General features: G+C 30.6%; 14 protein-coding genes. 6 read left to right on the forward strand and 8 right to left on the reverse strand.

What is annotated here, in order from left to right; all coding sequences use genetic code 11:
* Window positions 1-615 precede the first annotated feature (615 nt).
* Window positions 616-2,817, reverse strand: coding sequence for a catalase/peroxidase HPI (katG, locus tag EV195_RS14885; protein WP_132795761.1), 2,202 nt, complete (start codon window positions 2,815-2,817; stop codon window positions 616-618).
* Window positions 2,818-3,108: 291 nt separating this feature from the next.
* Here katG and EV195_RS14890 point away from each other — a divergent pair, with 291 nt between their 5' ends.
* The 3 genes from EV195_RS14890 to EV195_RS14900 all read left to right on the forward strand — a co-directional run bounded on the left by EV195_RS14890 (window position 3,109) and on the right by EV195_RS14900 (window position 4,498).
* A complete protein-coding gene (locus EV195_RS14890) occupies window positions 3,109-3,750 on the forward strand; it encodes a peroxiredoxin (RefSeq protein WP_132795762.1) in 642 nt (213 codons plus the stop codon).
* A 91-nt stretch (window positions 3,751-3,841) separates the two neighbouring features.
* A complete protein-coding gene (locus EV195_RS14895; RefSeq protein ID WP_132795763.1) occupies window positions 3,842-4,150 on the forward strand; it encodes a thioredoxin family protein in 309 nt (102 codons plus the stop codon).
* A 90-nt stretch (window positions 4,151-4,240) separates the two neighbouring features.
* Entirely contained in the window at window positions 4,241-4,498 is a 258-nt protein-coding gene (locus EV195_RS14900) for a DUF6952 family protein (RefSeq protein ID WP_132795764.1), read from the forward strand.
* Window positions 4,499-4,528: 30 nt separating this feature from the next.
* On the opposite strand, the gene EV195_RS14905 is transcribed toward EV195_RS14900, so the two are convergent.
* The 4 genes from EV195_RS14905 to EV195_RS14915 form a co-directional block, all read right to left on the reverse strand.
* Window positions 4,529-5,029: a cupin domain-containing protein gene (locus EV195_RS14905; RefSeq protein ID WP_132795765.1), complete on the reverse strand. Its 501-nt coding sequence runs from the start codon at window positions 5,027-5,029 to the stop codon at window positions 4,529-4,531.
* Window positions 5,019-5,183, reverse strand: a complete 165-nt coding sequence (locus EV195_RS16760) for a hypothetical protein (protein WP_165915748.1) — start codon at window positions 5,181-5,183, stop codon at window positions 5,019-5,021. The genes EV195_RS14905 and EV195_RS16760 overlap by 11 nt, the downstream gene beginning before the upstream one ends.
* Window positions 5,176-6,618: a sodium:solute symporter gene (locus EV195_RS14910; RefSeq protein WP_132795766.1), complete on the reverse strand. Its 1,443-nt coding sequence runs from the start codon at window positions 6,616-6,618 to the stop codon at window positions 5,176-5,178. The genes EV195_RS16760 and EV195_RS14910 overlap by 8 nt, the downstream gene beginning before the upstream one ends.
* A gap of 93 nt (window positions 6,619-6,711) precedes the next feature.
* Complete coding sequence (locus tag EV195_RS14915; protein ID WP_132795767.1) at window positions 6,712-7,344, reverse strand: NAD(P)H-dependent oxidoreductase; 633 nt, start codon at window positions 7,342-7,344, stop codon at window positions 6,712-6,714.
* A gap of 214 nt (window positions 7,345-7,558) precedes the next feature.
* On the opposite strand from EV195_RS14915, the gene EV195_RS14920 reads away from it, so the two are divergent.
* Both EV195_RS14920 and EV195_RS14925 read left to right on the forward strand, forming a co-directional pair.
* Entirely contained in the window at window positions 7,559-8,833 is a 1,275-nt protein-coding gene (locus EV195_RS14920; RefSeq protein ID WP_132795768.1) for a DUF2851 family protein, read from the forward strand.
* An 83-nt stretch (window positions 8,834-8,916) separates the two neighbouring features.
* A complete protein-coding gene (locus EV195_RS14925; RefSeq protein ID WP_132795769.1) occupies window positions 8,917-9,684 on the forward strand; it encodes an SH3 domain-containing protein in 768 nt (255 codons plus the stop codon).
* A gap of 80 nt (window positions 9,685-9,764) precedes the next feature.
* Here EV195_RS14925 and EV195_RS14930 read toward each other — a convergent pair whose 3' ends face one another.
* From EV195_RS14930 to EV195_RS14940, 3 genes are all read right to left on the reverse strand, one after another.
* Window positions 9,765-12,218: an alpha-ketoacid dehydrogenase subunit alpha/beta gene (locus EV195_RS14930; protein ID WP_132795770.1), complete on the reverse strand. Its 2,454-nt coding sequence runs from the start codon at window positions 12,216-12,218 to the stop codon at window positions 9,765-9,767.
* Window positions 12,219-12,335: 117 nt separating this feature from the next.
* The gene (locus EV195_RS14935; protein WP_243693133.1) at window positions 12,336-15,158 is read right to left on the reverse strand and encodes a gluzincin family metallopeptidase; all 2,823 of its coding nucleotides are present in this window, start codon (window positions 15,156-15,158) and stop codon (window positions 12,336-12,338) included.
* A 59-nt stretch (window positions 15,159-15,217) separates the two neighbouring features.
* Window positions 15,218-15,925 (reverse strand): LOG family protein, encoded by a 708-nt coding sequence (locus EV195_RS14940; RefSeq protein ID WP_132795771.1) that lies wholly within the window; start codon window positions 15,923-15,925, stop codon window positions 15,218-15,220.
* Between the two features lie 256 nt (window positions 15,926-16,181).
* On the opposite strand from EV195_RS14940, the gene EV195_RS14945 reads away from it, so the two are divergent.
* On the forward strand, window positions 16,182-18,674 hold the full coding sequence (locus EV195_RS14945; protein WP_132795772.1) for a hypothetical protein: 2,493 nt from the start codon (window positions 16,182-16,184) through the stop codon (window positions 18,672-18,674).
* Window positions 18,675-19,018: the final 344 nt, after the last annotated feature.

Raw genomic sequence — 19,018 nt, forward strand, 5'->3', positions numbered from 1 at the left:
AACTCTGTTTTATAGAGTAGCGTTTTTACTACTGCTGGTATTTATAAGTTGCAGTATCAAAGGTTAAATACCAAATTGTACATAGTTATAATTCCATATAGAAACTATATTAAGATTAATAATCTATGAATAAATAAGTTTGATATTACTTTTAAGAAAAGAGAGTAGGAGGAGCCCTAGAATTTTTTGAAAATAATACTTCAGAGGTAAATTGTTCAGAAGCAAATATTACCTTATTGTTTATTTTTTTTACAATAGGTAAACTATAGTTTACTTCTTCAAGAATTGGAATTTCACTGTTTAAATAGATGTCACAGAGATTACATTTTTCGGAAATTTGTGAATCTTTATAAGTAACAGTTTTACTGATGTTTTTTGACGAATGCTTATTAGAATGATCAAAAGAATGAATAAGAGTAAAGACATGAGTTAGTAAAATAACACACGCTATAAATACACTGCTTATTTTTAGAATATTCTTCAAATTAACAACCTAATCTTTATTGCATCAGTATAACAAATATAATAGTTTTTATTAAATTTAAATTAAGGAATAGCTTTAATAAAAAAAGACAAGAGCTAATCTTGTCTTTTTACATGAATGTTATTTGTTTTTTATAAATCAAACCTATCTAAGTCCATCACTTTACTCCAAGCCTTCACAAAATCGGCAACAAATTTTTCTTGTCCGTCATTTGCTCCATAAACTTCACAAACAGCTCTTAACTCTGTATTAGAACCAAAAATTAAATCAGCTCTAGTTCCAGTAAATTTAGTAATACCTGTCTTTCGATCTCTTCCTTCAAATTCAGTTTCTTTTTGAGAAGTAGCACTCCATGTAACAGAAAAATCAAGAATATTACTAAAGAAATCATTCGTTAAACTACCAACATTATCTGTGAAAACACCATGATGTGATCCGTTATAGTTGGCTCCTAAAACTCGTAAACCACCAACTAATACTGTCATTTCAGGAATTGAAAGCGTTAACAAGTTTGCTTTATCTACTAACATATCTTCTGCAGCTACATCAACAAGTTTAGCATTCATGTAGTTTCTGAAACCGTCAGCTAAAGGCTCTAAATGGCTAAATGATTCTAAATCTGTTTGTTCTTGAGTAGCATCTCCTCTTCCTTGTGAAAAAGGAATAGTAATATCATGTCCTGCATTTTTAGCTGCTTGTTCTACACCAACATTACCGGCAAGCACAATCAAGTCTGCCATAGAAATTGTTTCATTAAACTCTTTTTGAATGCCTTCAAGTACATTCAATACTTTATTCAATTCTTCAGGATTATTTACTTCCCAATTTCTTTGAGGCTCTAATCTAATTCTAGCTCCGTTTGCACCACCTCGTTTATCTGAGCCTCTAAAAGTAGAAGCAGATGCCCAAGCAGTTTTCACCAATTCTGAAATAGTTAATCCAGAAGCAGTTATCAAACCTTTTAAAGAATCAATATCTGATGCACTTAGTGTATAATTTACTTTCGGAATAGGGTCTTGCCATAATAGCTCTTCTTTCGGTACTTCAGGGCCTAAATAACGATCAATAGGTCCCATATCACGGTGCGTTAATTTATACCAAGCTCTAGCAAATGCGTCTTCGAAAGCAGTATGATCTTTATGGAAACGTTCTGATATTTCTCTATATACTGGATCCATTTTTAAAGCCATATCTGCAGTAGACATCATTAAAGCTTGTTTTTCGTTTGGATTTCCAGCTTTTGGAGCCATTCTAGCATTTGAATCTTTAGTTGGAGTCCACTGATATGCTCCGGCAGGACTTTTAGTTAATTCCCAATCATAATTCAATAATACATCAAAATAATCATGATCCCATTGTGTAGGGTTTGGTGTCCATGCACCTTCTAAACCACTTGTAATAGCATCATCTAACACACCAGTTCCATAAGTGTTTTTCCAACCAGTACTCATTTCTTGAATTGAAGCACCGTGAGGTTCTGCACCAACATACTTGTCTGGATCAGCAGCACCATGAGCTTTACCAAATGTGTGTCCTCCAGCAACTAAAGCTACCGTTTCTTCGTCGTTCATTGCCATACGACCAAAGGTAATTTTAATGTCGTGAGCAGATTTTAATGGATCAGGTTCTCCGTTTGGACCTTCAGGGTTTACATAAATTAATCCCATGTGCACAGCACCTAAATGTCCTTCTAATTCACCGTCGCTTGTATCGTATCGCTCATCATTTCCTAACCACTGATTTTCACTTCCCCAATAAATATCTTGCTCAGGTTCCCAAACATCTTCTCTTCCTCCTGCAAAACCAAATGTTTTAAAGCCCATTGATTCTAAAGCACAGTTACCTGCAAGCACCATTAAATCTGCCCAAGAAATTTTATTCCCATATTTCTTTTTGATTGGCCATAACAATAAGCGAGCTTTATCAAGATTTCCATTATCAGGCCAACTATTTAATGGAGCAAATCGATGCGTTCCTGAACCAGCACCACCTCTACCATCTCCTACACGATAAGTACCTGCACTATGCCAAGCTAAACGAATCATTAACCCTCCGTAATGTCCGTAATCTGCTGGCCACCAGTCTTGAGAGTCCGTCATTAAGTTAATGACATCTTGCTTTAAAGCAGCAAAATCTAAACTATTAAAGGCCTCAGCATAGTTAAAACTTTCTCCCATAGGATCATTTTTTCTTGCATTTTGGCGTAAGATGTTCAATTTTAATTCGTTTGGCCACCAATCTCTGTTGGTTGTTCCTCCTCCAGCTGGTTTTTTTTGAGCGCTGTGAAAAGGACATTTAGAAATGTCGCCTGAATGATTATTACTGTGATTCATTATAATAGAATTTTAAGTTAGTTCGTGTTTCAAAACTACAATAAAACATTGAATTGTTTTTATCTATAATTTTTATTTTAAAATAGTTAAAAATTATAGATATGTTTTATTTGGTTGTAATTAAAGGTTTTATAAAGATACAATAAATGCTTTTTACTTAGTATTGAATTTTCTTATAACGAGATAAAATTTTCTTGTAGAATTCAACTTGAAATGTTTTGGTAAGATCCTACTTTTGCAGCTGTTTTTGAAAAACAATTTTAATATTAATTCAATAAAATAATTAAAAGAATGGCAACATTAGTTGGTAAGAAATTTCCAAATTTAAACGTAGACGCAATGAACGAAATGGGAGATACGTTTAAATTAAATGTTTTAGAAGAGGCAGTAAACAACAAGAAAAAAGTAGTTTTATTCTGGTATCCAAAAGATTTTACTTTTGTATGTCCTACTGAATTACACGCTTTTCAAGCTGCTTTACCTGAGTTTGAAAAAAGAAACACAATTGTAATTGGAGCTTCATGTGATACTCCTGAAGTACACTTTGCTTGGTTAAACCAATCTAAAGATAATGGTGGTATCGAAGGTGTTACGTATCCTTTATTAGCTGATAGCAACCGTAACTTATCTTCTATCTTAGGAATTTTAGACATTTCTAATGAAACATATGATGAAGCAACAGGTACTGTTCAAGTGGAAGGAGATAACGTAACGTATAGAGCTACTTATATTATTGATGAAGAAGGAACTGTAGTTCACGAAGGAGTAAACCATATGCCAATTGGTCGTAACGTAAACGAGTATTTACGTTTAATAGATGCTTATACTCACGTACAAGAAAAAGGTGAAGTATGTCCAGCTAACTGGGAAGAAGGTAAAGCTGCTATGCAACCAAATGCTAAAGCAACTGCTGAGTATTTAGCTGTAAACTAATAAATCAATTACGAATGTTGAATTACGAATTAAGCTTTCTTAGCTAATATAATTCGTAATTCTTCATTTTTAAACTCTTATTTGAATAAAAATGGTACAAGAATTAGCACAAGATAACTTAGGAAATATAGTAGCAGAAAACAAAAAGGTAGTTGTTCAATACTCTGCAACTTGGTGTGGAAACTGTAGAATAATGAAACCTAAGTTTAAAAAGTTAGCTACAGAAAATGAAGATGTTTCTTTTATAATAGCTGATGCAGAAAAATTTCCAGAAAGTAGACAATTAGCAACGGTTGATAATTTGCCAACTTTTGCAACTTTTGTAGATGGAAAATTTGTAAATCAGGTGCAAACTAACAAGTTTGACGTTTTAAAAGAATTAGTTGACGAGGTAAAGTAAGCTGTCATTACGAACGTAGTGAAGTAATCTTTCAATATTAACGGATTGCCACAGCAAATATTATTTGCTTCGCAATGACAAAATTTAATTATGAAATTACCAGTAATTAAACACTTGACTTCTTTCATTGAAGAGAATGATCAAGATTATATTATAGAGACCATTGAAACTTTAGAAGCTTTAACTGAAGTTCCATCATTAAAAGATGAAGAACTAGATGTGATAGGAGAATTAATCTCTAATATGTATGGAGCTCTTGAAGTTGATAAAATGGTAAAGGAAGGAACTCCAAAAAAAGAGGCGCTGAACAATTTTATGCAACGCGTTTTGGGTTCTATAGACAAATAAAAATCCTAAGTTTAAAACTTAGGATTTTTTTTATGAATGTGTTAGTCTAGTTATCACTTCCTTGTGTTGTGGAAATAGTTGGATCAACTCTTTTCTCTCTGGTAAAACAAAATCTTTAAAATCGAAACCAGGAGCTACTGTACAGCCTGTAAAAGCGAAAGAATTTCCTTGTATAACTTCAGCAGCAAACCAATATTGAGCAGGAACTACAAATTGAGGAACTTCATTATTGAGAATATCATTTCCAATTAGAACATAAGAATATTTACCTTCGGGAGAAATCATATGTAATTTTAAAGTAGTTCCCAAATAAAAATGCCACATTTCATCTTGATTAATTTTATGAAATGCAGAAAAACTATCTGAAGTAAGCAGGAAGTAAATTCCTGTAGAATAGTTTCGATCACCAATAAACTCGGTGCTTAAATTTTCGTTGGCAATACTTCCTGAACTTCTGTAAGTTTCTTTAAAATAGCCTCCTTCAGGGTGTTGACTTAAATCAAATTTGTTAATAATATCGTTAATCGTCATTTTGTTCTTTAGATTCGTTTGCTTTTTTAATAATGGCTTTTAATCGCTCTTTGGTACGTTGTTTTTCTAAGCGAAGCTTATTTTCCTTTTGTTTCATTAAGCGAGTATGTTTCGCTTTGTTTACGGTATTTTTTGCTTTTCCTTTTTTAGGCATGTTGTGTTTGTTTAATAGCTAAAAGTCCGAAGAAAGTTAGTGCTCCGTTTAAGATTAATACAAAGAACCCAAAGTCAAAGCCTAGATTATTTTTGCTGTAGGTGCTAATTAAATATGTAAAGACTGGTGCAATAACACATATATAAGGAACTAGTTTGTCTTTCACATTTGATTTAGTGAATAATCCAAATGCATATAAACCTAATAAAGGGCCATAAGTATAACCTGCAAATTGAAAAATTTTGGCTATTACACTTGCATCTGCAATAAAATATTTAAAGATTAAAATAGTAGCGATTAATATAAATGAAAATAGCACATGAATTTTCTTACGAATTTGCTCTCTTTCTTCTTCATTTTCTTTCTTGTCTATTTCTAAAATGTCAATACTAAAAGAGGTAGTTAAAGAAGTTAACGCACTGTCTGCACTTGAATACGCAGCAGCAATTAAGCCTAATAAAAAGAATAGGGAAGTAGTTAAACCTAAATCACCACTCATAGCAATTGTAGGAAATAGATTGTCTTTATGCGCATTGATTTCATTTGCAGTAGCATAATCGGTGAGTAATACTCCCAGCGCCAAAAAGAAAAAGTTTACTATTACCAAAACTAAGGTAAACCAAAACATGTTCTTTTGAGCATCTTTTAAATTTCTACAAGTCAAGTTTTTCTGCATCATGTCCTGATCTAATCCCGTCATAACAACAGCAATAAATGCTCCTGAGAAAAATTGTTTCCAAAAATAATTCCCTGCATTGATATCATCAAAAAAGAAGATTTTAGACAATTTATTTTCAGCTATATACCCAAATAAACTTTCAATTTGTAGAGCATCTTTAATCATTACAATACAAACTCCAACAGCAATTAACATGAATAATGTTTGTAACGTATCTGTCCAAACAATGGTTTTGATACCACCTTTAAAAGTGTACAACCAAATTAATAAGATAGTTATTGTTACGGTTACCCAAAACGGAATTCCATAGGCATCAAAAAGAATTAATTGCAATACATTGGCAACTAAAAATAAGCGGAAAGAAGCTCCAATAGTTCTTGATAGTAAAAAGAAACTAGCTCCTGTCTTGTAAGAAAATTTTCCAAATCGATCTTCTAAATACGTATAAATAGAAGTTAGATTTAATTTATAGTAAAGTGGTAATAAAATTAAACCAATTACTGCATATCCAACAATGTAACCCAATACCATTTGCATGTAACTCATTTGTTGGGCTTCTATCCATCCAGGAACAGAAATAAAGGTAACTCCAGATAATGAAGCTCCAATCATCCCGAAAGCAACTAAATACCAAGGAGAAGAATTGTTCGCCTTGAAAAAAGTTTGATTATTAGCAGATTTTCCAGTAATGTAGGAAATAAATACAAGTACGCTAAAGTACGCTATAATGAGTAGTAGAATATAAAGTGGTTGCATTAACTATATTTTTCAGCCACTAATATAAAAAGAAAAAAGGGCGGAAGATAAAGTATCTTACAACGCCCTTATATATAAATCCCCAATTAAGTCTTAGTTAATGTGTAAAACCGTTTCGTCAGTTTCTTTTCGAACTTTTTTCAAGTCTTTCATAAAGTCATCTTCCGCTCTATAACCAACAGGTAATACTAAAACAGATCTTAAATTTTTAGAAGCAAGATCTAACACTTCGTCGTATTTTTCAGGAACAAAACCTTCCATTGGGCAAGAATCAATTTTTTCAATAGCACATACAGTCATTAAATTTCCTAAAGCTATGTATGCTTGGTTTTTATTCCATTGATATAATTCTTCTTGCGTTTTTTGTTTGAAACTCCCCATCAAAAATTCTTTAAACGGATTTAAAATTTCATCTGGAGTATTTCTAATTTCTTTTACTAAGTTGAAATAATGTTCAACATCTTTTTCAGTATGTTCTGCAGGAACACACAGCACTAATAAATGTGAAGCTTGTGCAACTTGTTGTTGATTCCAACTATGTTCAACTAATTGTTTTTGAATGTCTTTATTTTGAATAACTAACAATGTTATTGGTTGTAACCCATAAGAAGTCGCTGTTAAATTAAAGGTTTCTTTTAAGGTGTTAATTTGTTCGTTAGTTAATGATTTATTTTCGTCAAATTTTTTAACAGCATAACGCCATTGCAAACTCTCAATCGTATTCATTATTATTTAATTTTTTGCTAAGTTACGTACATAAAATCCTTGCAGTTTCTTTACGCTATTGAAAAAACTTATGAGCTTATATCAAAACTTTTAAGCTATTTGCTAAAACACTTATTATGATTGTCTAAACAATATTGATAGTAATTTTAGTAAAGATACTTTAACAAAATTTTTATAAGTTTATAGTCGAAAAATTGAAAGATAATTACACGCTATGAAAGAAAAATTTCTCCACTATTTGTGGAAGAACAAATTATTGCTGCACGATAAATTGTTTACTACTCAAAATGAAAAGGTTACCATTGTTAATTGTGGACAGTCAAATGATAATTCTGGACCAGATTTTTTAAATGCTTCCTTACAAATTGATCAACAGCTTTGGTATGGAAATGTAGAAATACATCAAAAAACCTCTGACTGGTATGCTCATGAACATGAAACTGACACTAATTATGATGCTGTAATTCTTCATGTTGTTTATGAAGATGATGTGGAGGTGTATATGAAGAACAATAAAATAATTCCTACGCTTGAATTGAAAGGTAAAATAGATGAAAAATTATTTCAAAATTACTCTTCATTGATTTCCAAAAAAATAAATTGGATTGCCTGTGGTAACCAAATTTCTACTATAGATTCATTTATTGTGAATAATTGGTTAGAACGATTGTTTTTTGAACGATTAGAGAAAAAATCGGAATCTATACTTATTCTTTTGAAGAATGTTAATAACGATTATGAAGCTGTATTGTTTCAAATGCTTGCAAAGAATTTTGGACTCAAAGTAAATGGCGAAGCTTTTTTGAATTTATCTACATCGTTTGACTTTTCAGTTCTTAGGAAGGTTTGGTTTGATGAATTTCAATTGGCTGCTTTATTATTTGGTCAAGCAGGATTTTTAGAAGAAGAATCAGAAGTAAGTTATTTTAATGAGCTTAGAAATGAATATCACTATTTAAAGCATAAATATTCATTGAATCCAATTGATAAAAAATATTTTCAGTTTTTTAGAATACGACCTAATAATTTTCCAACCATTAGAATTGCTCAGTTAATTGCTTTGTATGTAAAGTGTCATAATTTATTTTCAAGATTAATGGAAATAAAAAAGCCAGAAGAAGTTTATGAATTATTAGACGTAGAAGTAAATATATTTTGGAAAACGCATTACACTTTTGAAAAAGAATCAAAAAAGAGTTCTAAAAAGCTTTCTAAATCATTTATCGACTTACTTATTATTAATACCATAATTCCGTTAAAATTTGTGTATTGTAAGAGTAAAAATAATCTAAATGAAAATGAAATTTTAGAGATGTTAGAATCTTTACATCCAGAAAAAAATTCAATAATTTCTAACTTTGAGAAGCTTAAAGTTAAAATAGAAAATAGTTTTAAAACTCAAGCGTTATTAGAGTTGTATAAAGGTTATTGTAGTAAAAAACGTTGTTTGGATTGTGCTATAGGAAATCAGTTATTAAAAAGTTCCTAGGATCTCGAATGATGTAATTTTACAATTTGCTAAAAAACTACTTAATAATTAAATTATATATTTGTTGTTTAAATCAATTTAAAATGAAAAAAATAATCATTGCTATCATTTCACTTTCAACAATTCTAGTAAGTTGTGGAACAGAAGGTGGAAAAAAATCTGACAAAACTGTTGAAGATCAAACAAACGAAGTTAAAAATGAAGATGCAGTAACTGAAGAGGTATCTGATGACAAAAGCGGAGACGCTATTTGTTTATTAGATAAGTTATCTGTTAGAGCTACTCCCGATGACAAGGGTAAATGGATTACTTCTATGAGTTTAGGAGAAAAAGTTTACTATACTGGAGAGTCTGTTACGGATTCAGTTTCTAAAAAAGAGTATTTAAAAATTAAATTAATAGACGGAAAAGAAGGATGGTCTCGTGCTACTTTTTTAGCTGTTGATGGAAAAGTTGGTGTTATGACTCAAGATGCAAATGTTTATAAGCGTCCTGATTTATTAACGAAAACAGATACAAAATACAGTCCAATGGATATTATTGCCGTTGTTGCAACTCAAGATGACTGGGCTCAAGTAAAAGGAAAAAGAGCAGAAGGACAATACATCGAAGAGGTATGGGTAAAAGCTGATAATATTTCTGATAAATCTGTAGATATTGCAGCAGCTAAGTTTGCTGGTTTAGCAATGGCTAAAGAAACTATGACAGATAGAATCAAAGCTTTACAAGAGATTGTAGATAATTCTGATTTTTCTGAAACTTCTTTTATGGATTTAATCAAAGATAAAATCAGAGATTACGAATCTAAGAACAAAGCAGTAGATGTTCAAGACGTAAAAGTTGAGGAATAAAAATAGAATCAATTTTATTAAAATAGAAAAAGCCAGTTGTTAAAAACTGGCTTTTTTATTGTTGTTTGTTTATCTGTTATTTAGTATAAACTTTTATATTTTTCTGGATTAGCTTCGTGCATAATTTCATATACCTTTTCAAAAATATCTTCAACAGACGGTTTAGAAAAATAATCTCCATCAGTTCCGTAAGCAGGTCTATGTGCTTTTGCACTTAATGTTTGTGGTTTACTATCTAAATGAACATATCCGTTTTGGTTTTCAATAACTTCCTGTAATAAATAAGCTGAAGCTCCTCCAGGAACATCTTCATCTACAACTAACAAACGATTAGTTTTTGCTAATGATTTTACAGTGTCATGATTTTTATCAAAAGGTAATAAACTTTGCGCATCTATAATTTCCACATTGATTCCAACTTGTTGTAACTCTTTAGCAGCTTCTTCTACTAATCGTAATGTAGAACCGTATGATAATATTGTAATATCGGTTCCTTCTTTAATAACTTCTACTTTACCAATTGGCGTTTTAAATTCTCCTAGGTTAGTTGGTAACTCTTCTTTTAAACGATATCCATTTAAACATTCTACTACTAATGCAGGGTCATCTCCTTCTAATAAAGTATTGTAAAATCCGGCAGCTTTGGTCATGTTTCTAGGGACTAATACATGAATTCCTCTAACGTTATTAATAATACCTCCCATTGGAGAACCAGCATGCCAAATTCCTTCTAAACGGTGACCACGAGTACGAATGATTAATGGCGCTTTTTGCTTTCCAAAAGTTCTGTAACGAAGTGTTGCTAAATCGTCACTCATAATTTGTAAAGCATATAATAAGTAATCTAAGTATTGAATTTCAGCAATCGGACGTAAACCTCTCATTGCCATTCCAATTCCTTGACCAATAATGGTAGCTTCTCTAATTCCTGTATCAGAAACTCTTAATTCACCAAACTTTTCTTGTAACCCTTCTAATCCTTGGTTAACATCTCCAATATATCCAGCATCTTCACCAAATACTAAAACTTCAGGATGTTTTTTTAGTAAAGCTTCGAAGTTATCTCTCATTATAATTCTTGCATCAACCAAATTCTTTTCAGCATCATAGGCTGGCTTCACAACATCAGAATTAACAACGGAGTTCTCACTATCGTTAAGTAAGTGAGAAGAATATTTTGTGTAAGCACTGTTAATGCTTTCTTTGATGAAATTCTGTAAGGCTATTTTTTCAGGGAAATTTTCGTCACGAACTAAGCGTAAACTTTTTCTACAAGCAGATAAAATATCCTTTCTAATAGGTTCAGCTATTGAAGCAAGATCGTTTTTGTATTTAGTAATAAACGAACCGTTACTACTTTTAGCAGCAACTTTTTCTAATAGTGAAGTTGCTTCTATAACTTCAGATTTAATTTCGTTAATGAAGCTATTCCAAGCATCTCTTTTAGCAATACTTACTTCTTTTTTAATTGTTTTGTCTAATGAAGTTAATTCATCTTCACTATCTACAAAACGTAAAACTTCTCCTTGATCGTCTGTTAATTCAAATTCAAGAATCCATTTTCTCATTTGAGCAATACAATCGAATTCTCTTTCCCATTCTAAACGCTCTTCAGATTTATATCTTTCATGAGAACCAGAAGTAGAGTGACCTTGAGGTTGTGTTAATTCTTTTACATGAATTAATACAGGAACATGTTGTTCTCTTGCAATTTCTGCAGCTTTATTATACGTGTCAATTAATTGAACATAATCCCAACCGTTTACTACAAAAATCTCATAACCATTGGTGTCTTTTTCTCTTTGGAAACCTTTAAGGATTTCAGAAATACTTTCTTTGGTTGTTTGATGTCTGGCATGTACAGAAATTCCGTATTCATCATCCCAAACACTCATTACCATAGGAACTTGTAATACTCCAGCAGCATTAATTGTCTCAAAAAATAAGCCTTCACTTGTACTTGCGTTTCCGATAGTTCCCCAAGCTACTTCATTTCCTTTTTTAGAAAAATTTGTATGATCTTTTAATTCTTCTACATTTCTGTAAATCTTTGAAGCTTGTGCCAAACCTAATAACCTTGGCATTTGTCCTGCCGTAGGAGAAATGTCTGAAGAAGAATTCTTTTGAGCTGTTAAGTTTTTCCAATCACCATTTTCGTCTAAAGAATGAGTAGCAAAGTGACCACCCATTTGTCTTCCTGCCGACATTGGTTCTTGCGCAATGTCTGTATGTGCGTACAAACCAGCAAAAAATTGTTGAGCATTTAACTCACCAATGGCCATCATAAAGGTCTGATCTCTATAATATCCAGATCTAAAATCTCCATTTTTAAAGGCTTTCGCCATGGCTAATTGCGGTACTTCTTTACCGTCACCAAAAATTCCAAACTTCGCTTTACCAGTTAACACCTCTCTTCTTCCGAGTAAACTACACTCTCTACTTAATCTGGCAATTTTATAATCATTTAGTACTTCATTTTTAAAGTCTTCAAACGATAATTTTTGTGAATTTGAAATTTCAACGCTTTGGCTCATAAATAAAATTTTTATTCGTTCCTACAAAGGTAGTTTTTTTAAATGAAATTTAAAAATCCATGTTTTTTTTGGTAAAATCGTAAAAATTAAGGCTTTTTAAAGATTTCATTGAATTTTCTACAATAGCCCTCTTCGTATAAAATTGTAAATTCTATCTAAGTTAGAGGTAATTACAAAACGAATTTTACTTGGATAGGTTTGGTCGGTTATTTCAAATCCTTCATTTGTATAAATAGGGAAATACAATTCTAAAATGTTTGGTACAAAATTTAAACGTATTCCATTTTCATAAAAGAATCTTGGATTTTCATTTTTACTTTTTAACATTGCCACATCATTATATGCTTCAATCCAACGCCATATACTTATACTTGTATTAGCAGATAATAATAGTTGGTTTGCAAAAGAAGGTTGATTAAAGAATGATTTAAAACCTCCATCTGAAATAACAAATTGCTGGCTAAACAACCCTGTGTTTTCAGATCTACCAAATAGGTTTTGCTCAAATAAATAATCGGAACTTCTATTTAATCCAAAACTAAAGTAATCACCATCAGAATTATTGCTTACGAATAAACCTCCAAAAAAGCGAAGATTAAAACTACGCTCTTGATCAAAAAACTTTAAATACCTAAAGTCGGTAGATAATTTGGTGAAATTGTTTCCAAGTTCTGCGTTCACAGCATATTGTAAGCGTCTAATTACGTTTGGTTTACTATAAATGTATCTGAAATTTAAAATACTATATCTATCACTTTCAATAGCTTGTTGTGTAGGCTGAATTTCTCTATTTACATACACAATTCTAGATAAAATAGATTTAGTTCCAACATCTCTTAAGGAGTTTCTTTTAAATTCTATGTTTACAAACGGATAAAAAGTGTTGTAGGATAATTCTGGTGCATAGTGGAAATTACTTCCACCAATTCCATAACGGATTTTATAAATTTTTGTTTTTTCAAGAAACTGATCGTAAGCAAAAGAAAAAGAACCTGTTAAGTTTTGGCTTTTAAACGCATAATTGGGAGTAATGCTAAACTCGAAATTGTGTTTTATTACAGGTCTGTTATTAAAATTTACACCTAAAATAACACCATCATATAAATTGTATTTTACGTTAGGGTTAAAGAAAACTTGATTATAATATGGGTCTTCAATATCTTTTAAAAATCTGAATTGAATTGGCTTGCTTATTATAGAATTATTAATGTTTTTAAAATTGTTAAGAGAATTGTACTCAGGATAAATTTGCTCATAATTTAGCGCTAATTTATCAAAGCCATTAGCTTTAATCTTTACAGTTTTTACACTATCAACTCCAGTTATCCATATCTTAGATTTAATTTGTTTGTCCTTAACGGTATATAAAGAAACTGGTGCAGTTATATTTCTTTTATTTTTTATGGTAACAGCTAGAGAATCTTCTTTTCTTATGAATTTTACCTTTTTAATTTTATAATCAATTTTTTTATTGGTTTTTATGTAATCATTAAAAAACCAGTCTAGGTTTTTAGTTGTATTCTGAGTTAAAATATCTTTAAAAGCATCAGAAGTAGTTATTTTTAACGCATGATTTTTATACAATTCTTTGAATGAATTGGATAAAGCATTATCACCAATAAAATCTTGTAAATAACGCATCCCTAGTCCAGCTTTGTATGGACTTACAACTTTTCGATTGAAATTAGAAAGTGAGTCGGCTCTAGTAGTCAAGGATTGATCAAAAAAACGTCTTGCGCTAAACTGATACAAAAAAGGGTATTTATCGTTTTGCTTCAGTTTTGCTAAGTTGTAATTTTTAAAGCCCCAAAGATTTGAGAATCGACCAAAAACAGTAACATCAGGATAGTACTTATTCATGTACTCCATCATTAGAAAGGTTTGAATTCCTTCTGTTAACCAGTAATCATTTCGTTTATTGAACAATACTACATCATCGATGTACTTGCTTGATAAAGCTTTGAAGAAGCGAGTTTCCCATTTAAAATTTTCAGGATAAGGCTTTAACCAGTCAGGAATACCATACAAGTCGCGCAAAGAATTTTTGTTCACAGTACTAGCATCTACTAATATTTCGGTATGTGGATGTTTACCGATGTAGTTTTCTATAAATGATATTTGTTGATTTATAATATCATTTGAAAGATTTACATCCATTCTTTTATTGTAGATGTCAGTTTTTATAACTCGTTCTTTTGCTTGAAAAGTTTTGAAGCGTTTAGGATTGCTGCTAATATTAAGTATAATATCTTTTCGTTTACTACCTACCAGATAATATTCGTTACTTATTTCTTTAGGTGTTTGATATTGATATAAATTGCTTTGTAGATAGTATTCTTTAGGTAATGAAATCTCAACTATAAAATCGGCAACATCTTCAAATAAATCATCCATGTTTAAGTTACTCATCAATTGCCAACCATTATCATAAACAGCTGGAGTGAGATACCAAAATCTAAGATGATAATCATTTTCTATTCTTCCATAACCAGTAAATTTTGCATTAGGTATTTTAACAGTATAGTGAGCTTCAATTTCAATACTATCCTTTGGTTTTAGGACTGAATTTAATTGAATTTGAATGATATCATCCTGACCTCTTAATTCTTGTGCATCTAACTCTACATTTTGACTTTTTAGAGAGCGTATTTTGGAATAGCCTTTTTCACTTTCATCAGAAAAATAAAAATCCTTTTTGTAATCTTCAATTAACCTTTTCCCAAGAGGAGTTTTATTCCCTTTAAAGCTATTTGCCCAGTTATGTAAATAAATATCTTGAAGAGTTGTTTGTGTTTTGTTGTAGAAAATTATTGTTTGCTTGATATCTAAAGTATGCTTGTTGGCATCAAGCTGTGCTTTTATTTTTATGCTGTGTTCTTGAGAAACAACTAGTAAAGGTAATATAAGGAGGATTATATGTAGTACTTTGTATATTTTCAAAATAAAAAACTCGTTGCTTTAGACAACGAGTTGAAAGATAACTTTATTTTTTTACTTAATTAAAAGTTTGGTTTTAATTGATATTTAGCATAGAACTTGTTAAAGTGCTCTACAGCTTCTTCTGCAGTATCAACAACTCTAAATAAGTTTAAATCTTCAGGACTAATATTTCCTTCTTCTAACAGCGTGTTTTTAATCCAATCTAATAAACCAGCCCAGAATTTTTTTCCAACTAAAACAATTGGAAAACGCGCAATTTTGTGAGTTTGAATTAATGTAATTGCCTCAAAAAGTTCATCCATTGTTCCAAAACCACCTGGCATAACCACAAATCCTTGAGAGTATTTTACAAACATTACTTTACGAACAAAGAAATAATCAAAATCTAAGCTTTTACCCGGATCAATCCAAGGATTGTCGTGTTGCTCGAAAGGTAATTCAATGTTCAAACCTACAGAAGTACCTTTTCCGCGATTTGCACCTTTGTTTCCCGCTTCCATAATACCAGGACCACCACCAGTAATTACCCCAAATCCACTTTGAGTTAATTGATAAGCTACGTCTTCTGCTAGTTTATAATATTTATGCTCAGGTTTCGTTCTGGCAGAACCAAAAATAGAAACACAAGGTCCAATTTTACTTAATCGTTCATAACCATCAACAAATTCAGCCATTATTTTAAAGATGGCCCAAGAGTCGTTAGTCTTTATTTCGTTCCAAGTTTTTTGCTTTAATTTTTCACGAATTTTTCTATCGTCGTTTGTCATAATCTTTATTTTTTCGCTTTTATATAGCGTTGATTTTTTAGTATTCACTTTGTTTTTTGTCATTAAAAATTACAAATGTTGCATTTCCATAGTATTTAAAAAACAAGCCTGCTAATTTACTTCTTTTTTTAGAAATCAATTCTATTTAACAGTAGAAATTAATACATATAGATCTAAGTGAGTGTTTGTTAGTTGTTTAATTTGTGATTTAATAAAGTAATCCCTAACTTTAGTATGGGAATAATAGAAGAACTTTATGAAAACTACTACTTTAGTAAGCTCACTGCTTTTTATTTTTTTAATGAATTTTAGTCAGAATGTAAATGCACAATATGGGTATGTATATCAAGAAGAATTTTATTCACAATCTAATTGGACTAATGACAATAACGATATTAGAGAATTATATGTTTCTGATGGCTACTATTATTTTAATCATAAGAAAACTGAGGGAGACAGAGAGATTACAACTAGAACATTTGACATAGATTTTAGCAGAGATTTTGAAATTACTACGTCAATAAAGAAAATTTCTGGAGAACAAGATCGAGGTATTTCCTTTTTGTTTGATTATAAAGATAAAGATAATTATACTGAATTTGGATATACTGCAACAGGGTATTATAGGGTTGCAGAGTCTAATTCTGGAAATTATAATAATATAAAATCGTGGACTCAGTCTTCTAATATCAATAAAGGGAATTATTCAACCAATAAATTAAAAATTAAAAAAAGTGGTGCATATATGAATTTTTATATAAATGGTAGTTATGTTCACGGAATAAGCTTCAAGAATTTTAAAGGAAAAAAAATGGGGCTTCGTTTGTATAGAAATCAAAAAGTAGCTATTGATTATTTTAGAGTAAAATATACAAGTGGATCAGGAAGTTTAGCAGGAGGTTCGGCAACTAGTACTTCAACAAAAACTATTTTATTTGATGGTTTTAATGACAATAATAATAATTGGCTTATACAAGATGACTCTGATGCACGTTTGGCTGTTAATAATGGAGAATATTTACTTAGTCATAGAAGAAGTGCAGGAGGATGGTCTTCAACAATTAGTAAATATGTTAACACATCAAGGAACTTTAGAATTACTACACAAATAAAGAAAGTTTCAGGAATTCAAAATAATGGCTACGGGATTACTTTTGGAAAGAAAAATAATGACAATCAAAACCATTTCTTAGTTTCCGGAGATGGATCTTACAAGATAGTAAAATACGAAAACGGTAAAAGAACTTACTTAAAAGATTGGACCAAATCGAGCTATGTTAAAAAAGGAAATTATGCTACAAATTATTTAAAAGTTCAAAAAGTAGGTAATGCCTATAAATTCTATGTAAACAGCAACTTAGTTTTTACAAGTTATTCTGTAAAGTGGTATGGAGATAGAGTAGGGTTTACTGTTTACGACAATCAGTCTGTACGAGTAGGGTATTTAAGTATGGTTTATGAAGATGACAAAACAAGTTCAAACTCATCTAATGTTAGCAATGTTCTTAACTCAATTACGTCTAATAAAAAGTTTGTAACGAAGGAGAATATTTTGTTTGATGGTTATAACGATAATAAGAATAATTGGTCAACAACCAAGAATGAGAATGTTTCATTAGATGTAGTTAGTGGAGATTACTTTTTTGAACACAAAAGAGCAAAAGGGGGATGGTCTAGTACTATACCAAAGTATATTGATACTTCTAGAGATTTTAAAATAGTTGCAGACCTTAAAAAGGAAAGTGGAATTTTGAACAATGGTTATGGAATTATATTTGGTAGAAAAGATTCTAATAATCAGAATTTATTTTTTGTTAACGGAAATGGTTCTTATTCAATTAATAAAGTAAAAAACGGAAAAGATAATTTCTTAAAAACGTGGACTTCAAACAGTGCAATCAGAAAAGGAAATGGAGGTTATAACGTTCTGCAAGTAGTTAAGCTTGGTAGTAAATTAGAGTATTATATTAATGATACTAAAGTATATACAGATTATAATCCTGATTTTTTTGGCGAACGATTAGGATATATAGTATACGACAAACAAAAAATATCTATTGCATATATCAGTGTTGGTTATTTAGATAAAAAGAATACAACTACAAATACTAATTCAACAAGTTCTACAAATTTATCTAGTAATAATAGTTCGACTAATGATAAAACAACAAGTTATACCTATGATAATTCTGGTTATCATTTCAGTGATCAGTTTAACAACAATAGTAATGGATGGTACATTGTTAATGATGATAAAATAGGTTTCAACATTAAGAATGGAAAGTATTATTTAAAGCATAAGCGAAATTTAAAAGGCTGGGCGACTTACGATTATAATTATATAGATACTAATAAGGATTTTGAAATTCAAACTAAATTAGATAAAATCAGTGGTGAAAATAATTATGGTTACGGACTTATTTTTGGAAAACAAGATCTAAACGATTTTAGGTTTTACATATCTTCTAGTGGTTCTTTTAAAGTTTCAAAAAAGATTAATAATAATGAAGAAGCTATTAAAGACTGGACAAAAAGTACTTACATAAACACAGGAAACCAAAAATCAAATATTCTAACGGTAAAAAAGATTAAAGGATTTTATAAGTTTTACATCAATGGAGCATTTGTATATCAGACAGCATTTCAAAGCTTCTTTGGTAACGATTTAGGTTTTGTGGTGTATAACAATCAAGAAGTAGCTGTGGATTACATTAGAGTAAAATACGCTGGTAGTTTTGTAAATGATTAAAACTTTAAAACAGAAAAAAGAAAAGCAGTAACCTAAGTTACTGCTCTCTTTGAAATAAGAGCCTCCCAACTCTTACTACCCTTACTTTTTCATAAAATTCTCCCCGACCTTACGATGTGTTATAATGATTTTCAAGGTCAAAAAACAAAATCATTATTGGTTTTAACGTTCATATTTCATAGCAATTTTTTTAGAACGTATAGCAATTTAAAATAATGAGTAATTTTGATTACTTATTATTTACACTACTGTTCACAAGAAAGTAAAACGTTACCCTCTTTTTTTGAAAAAAAATAAAATAATTGAAAAAAGTGCTACGACACCTAATAAATAAATCCAATAAG

The sequence above is a fragment of the Tenacibaculum skagerrakense genome (genome assembly GCF_004345825.1).
Classification (GTDB): domain Bacteria; phylum Bacteroidota; class Bacteroidia; order Flavobacteriales; family Flavobacteriaceae; genus Polaribacter; species Polaribacter skagerrakensis.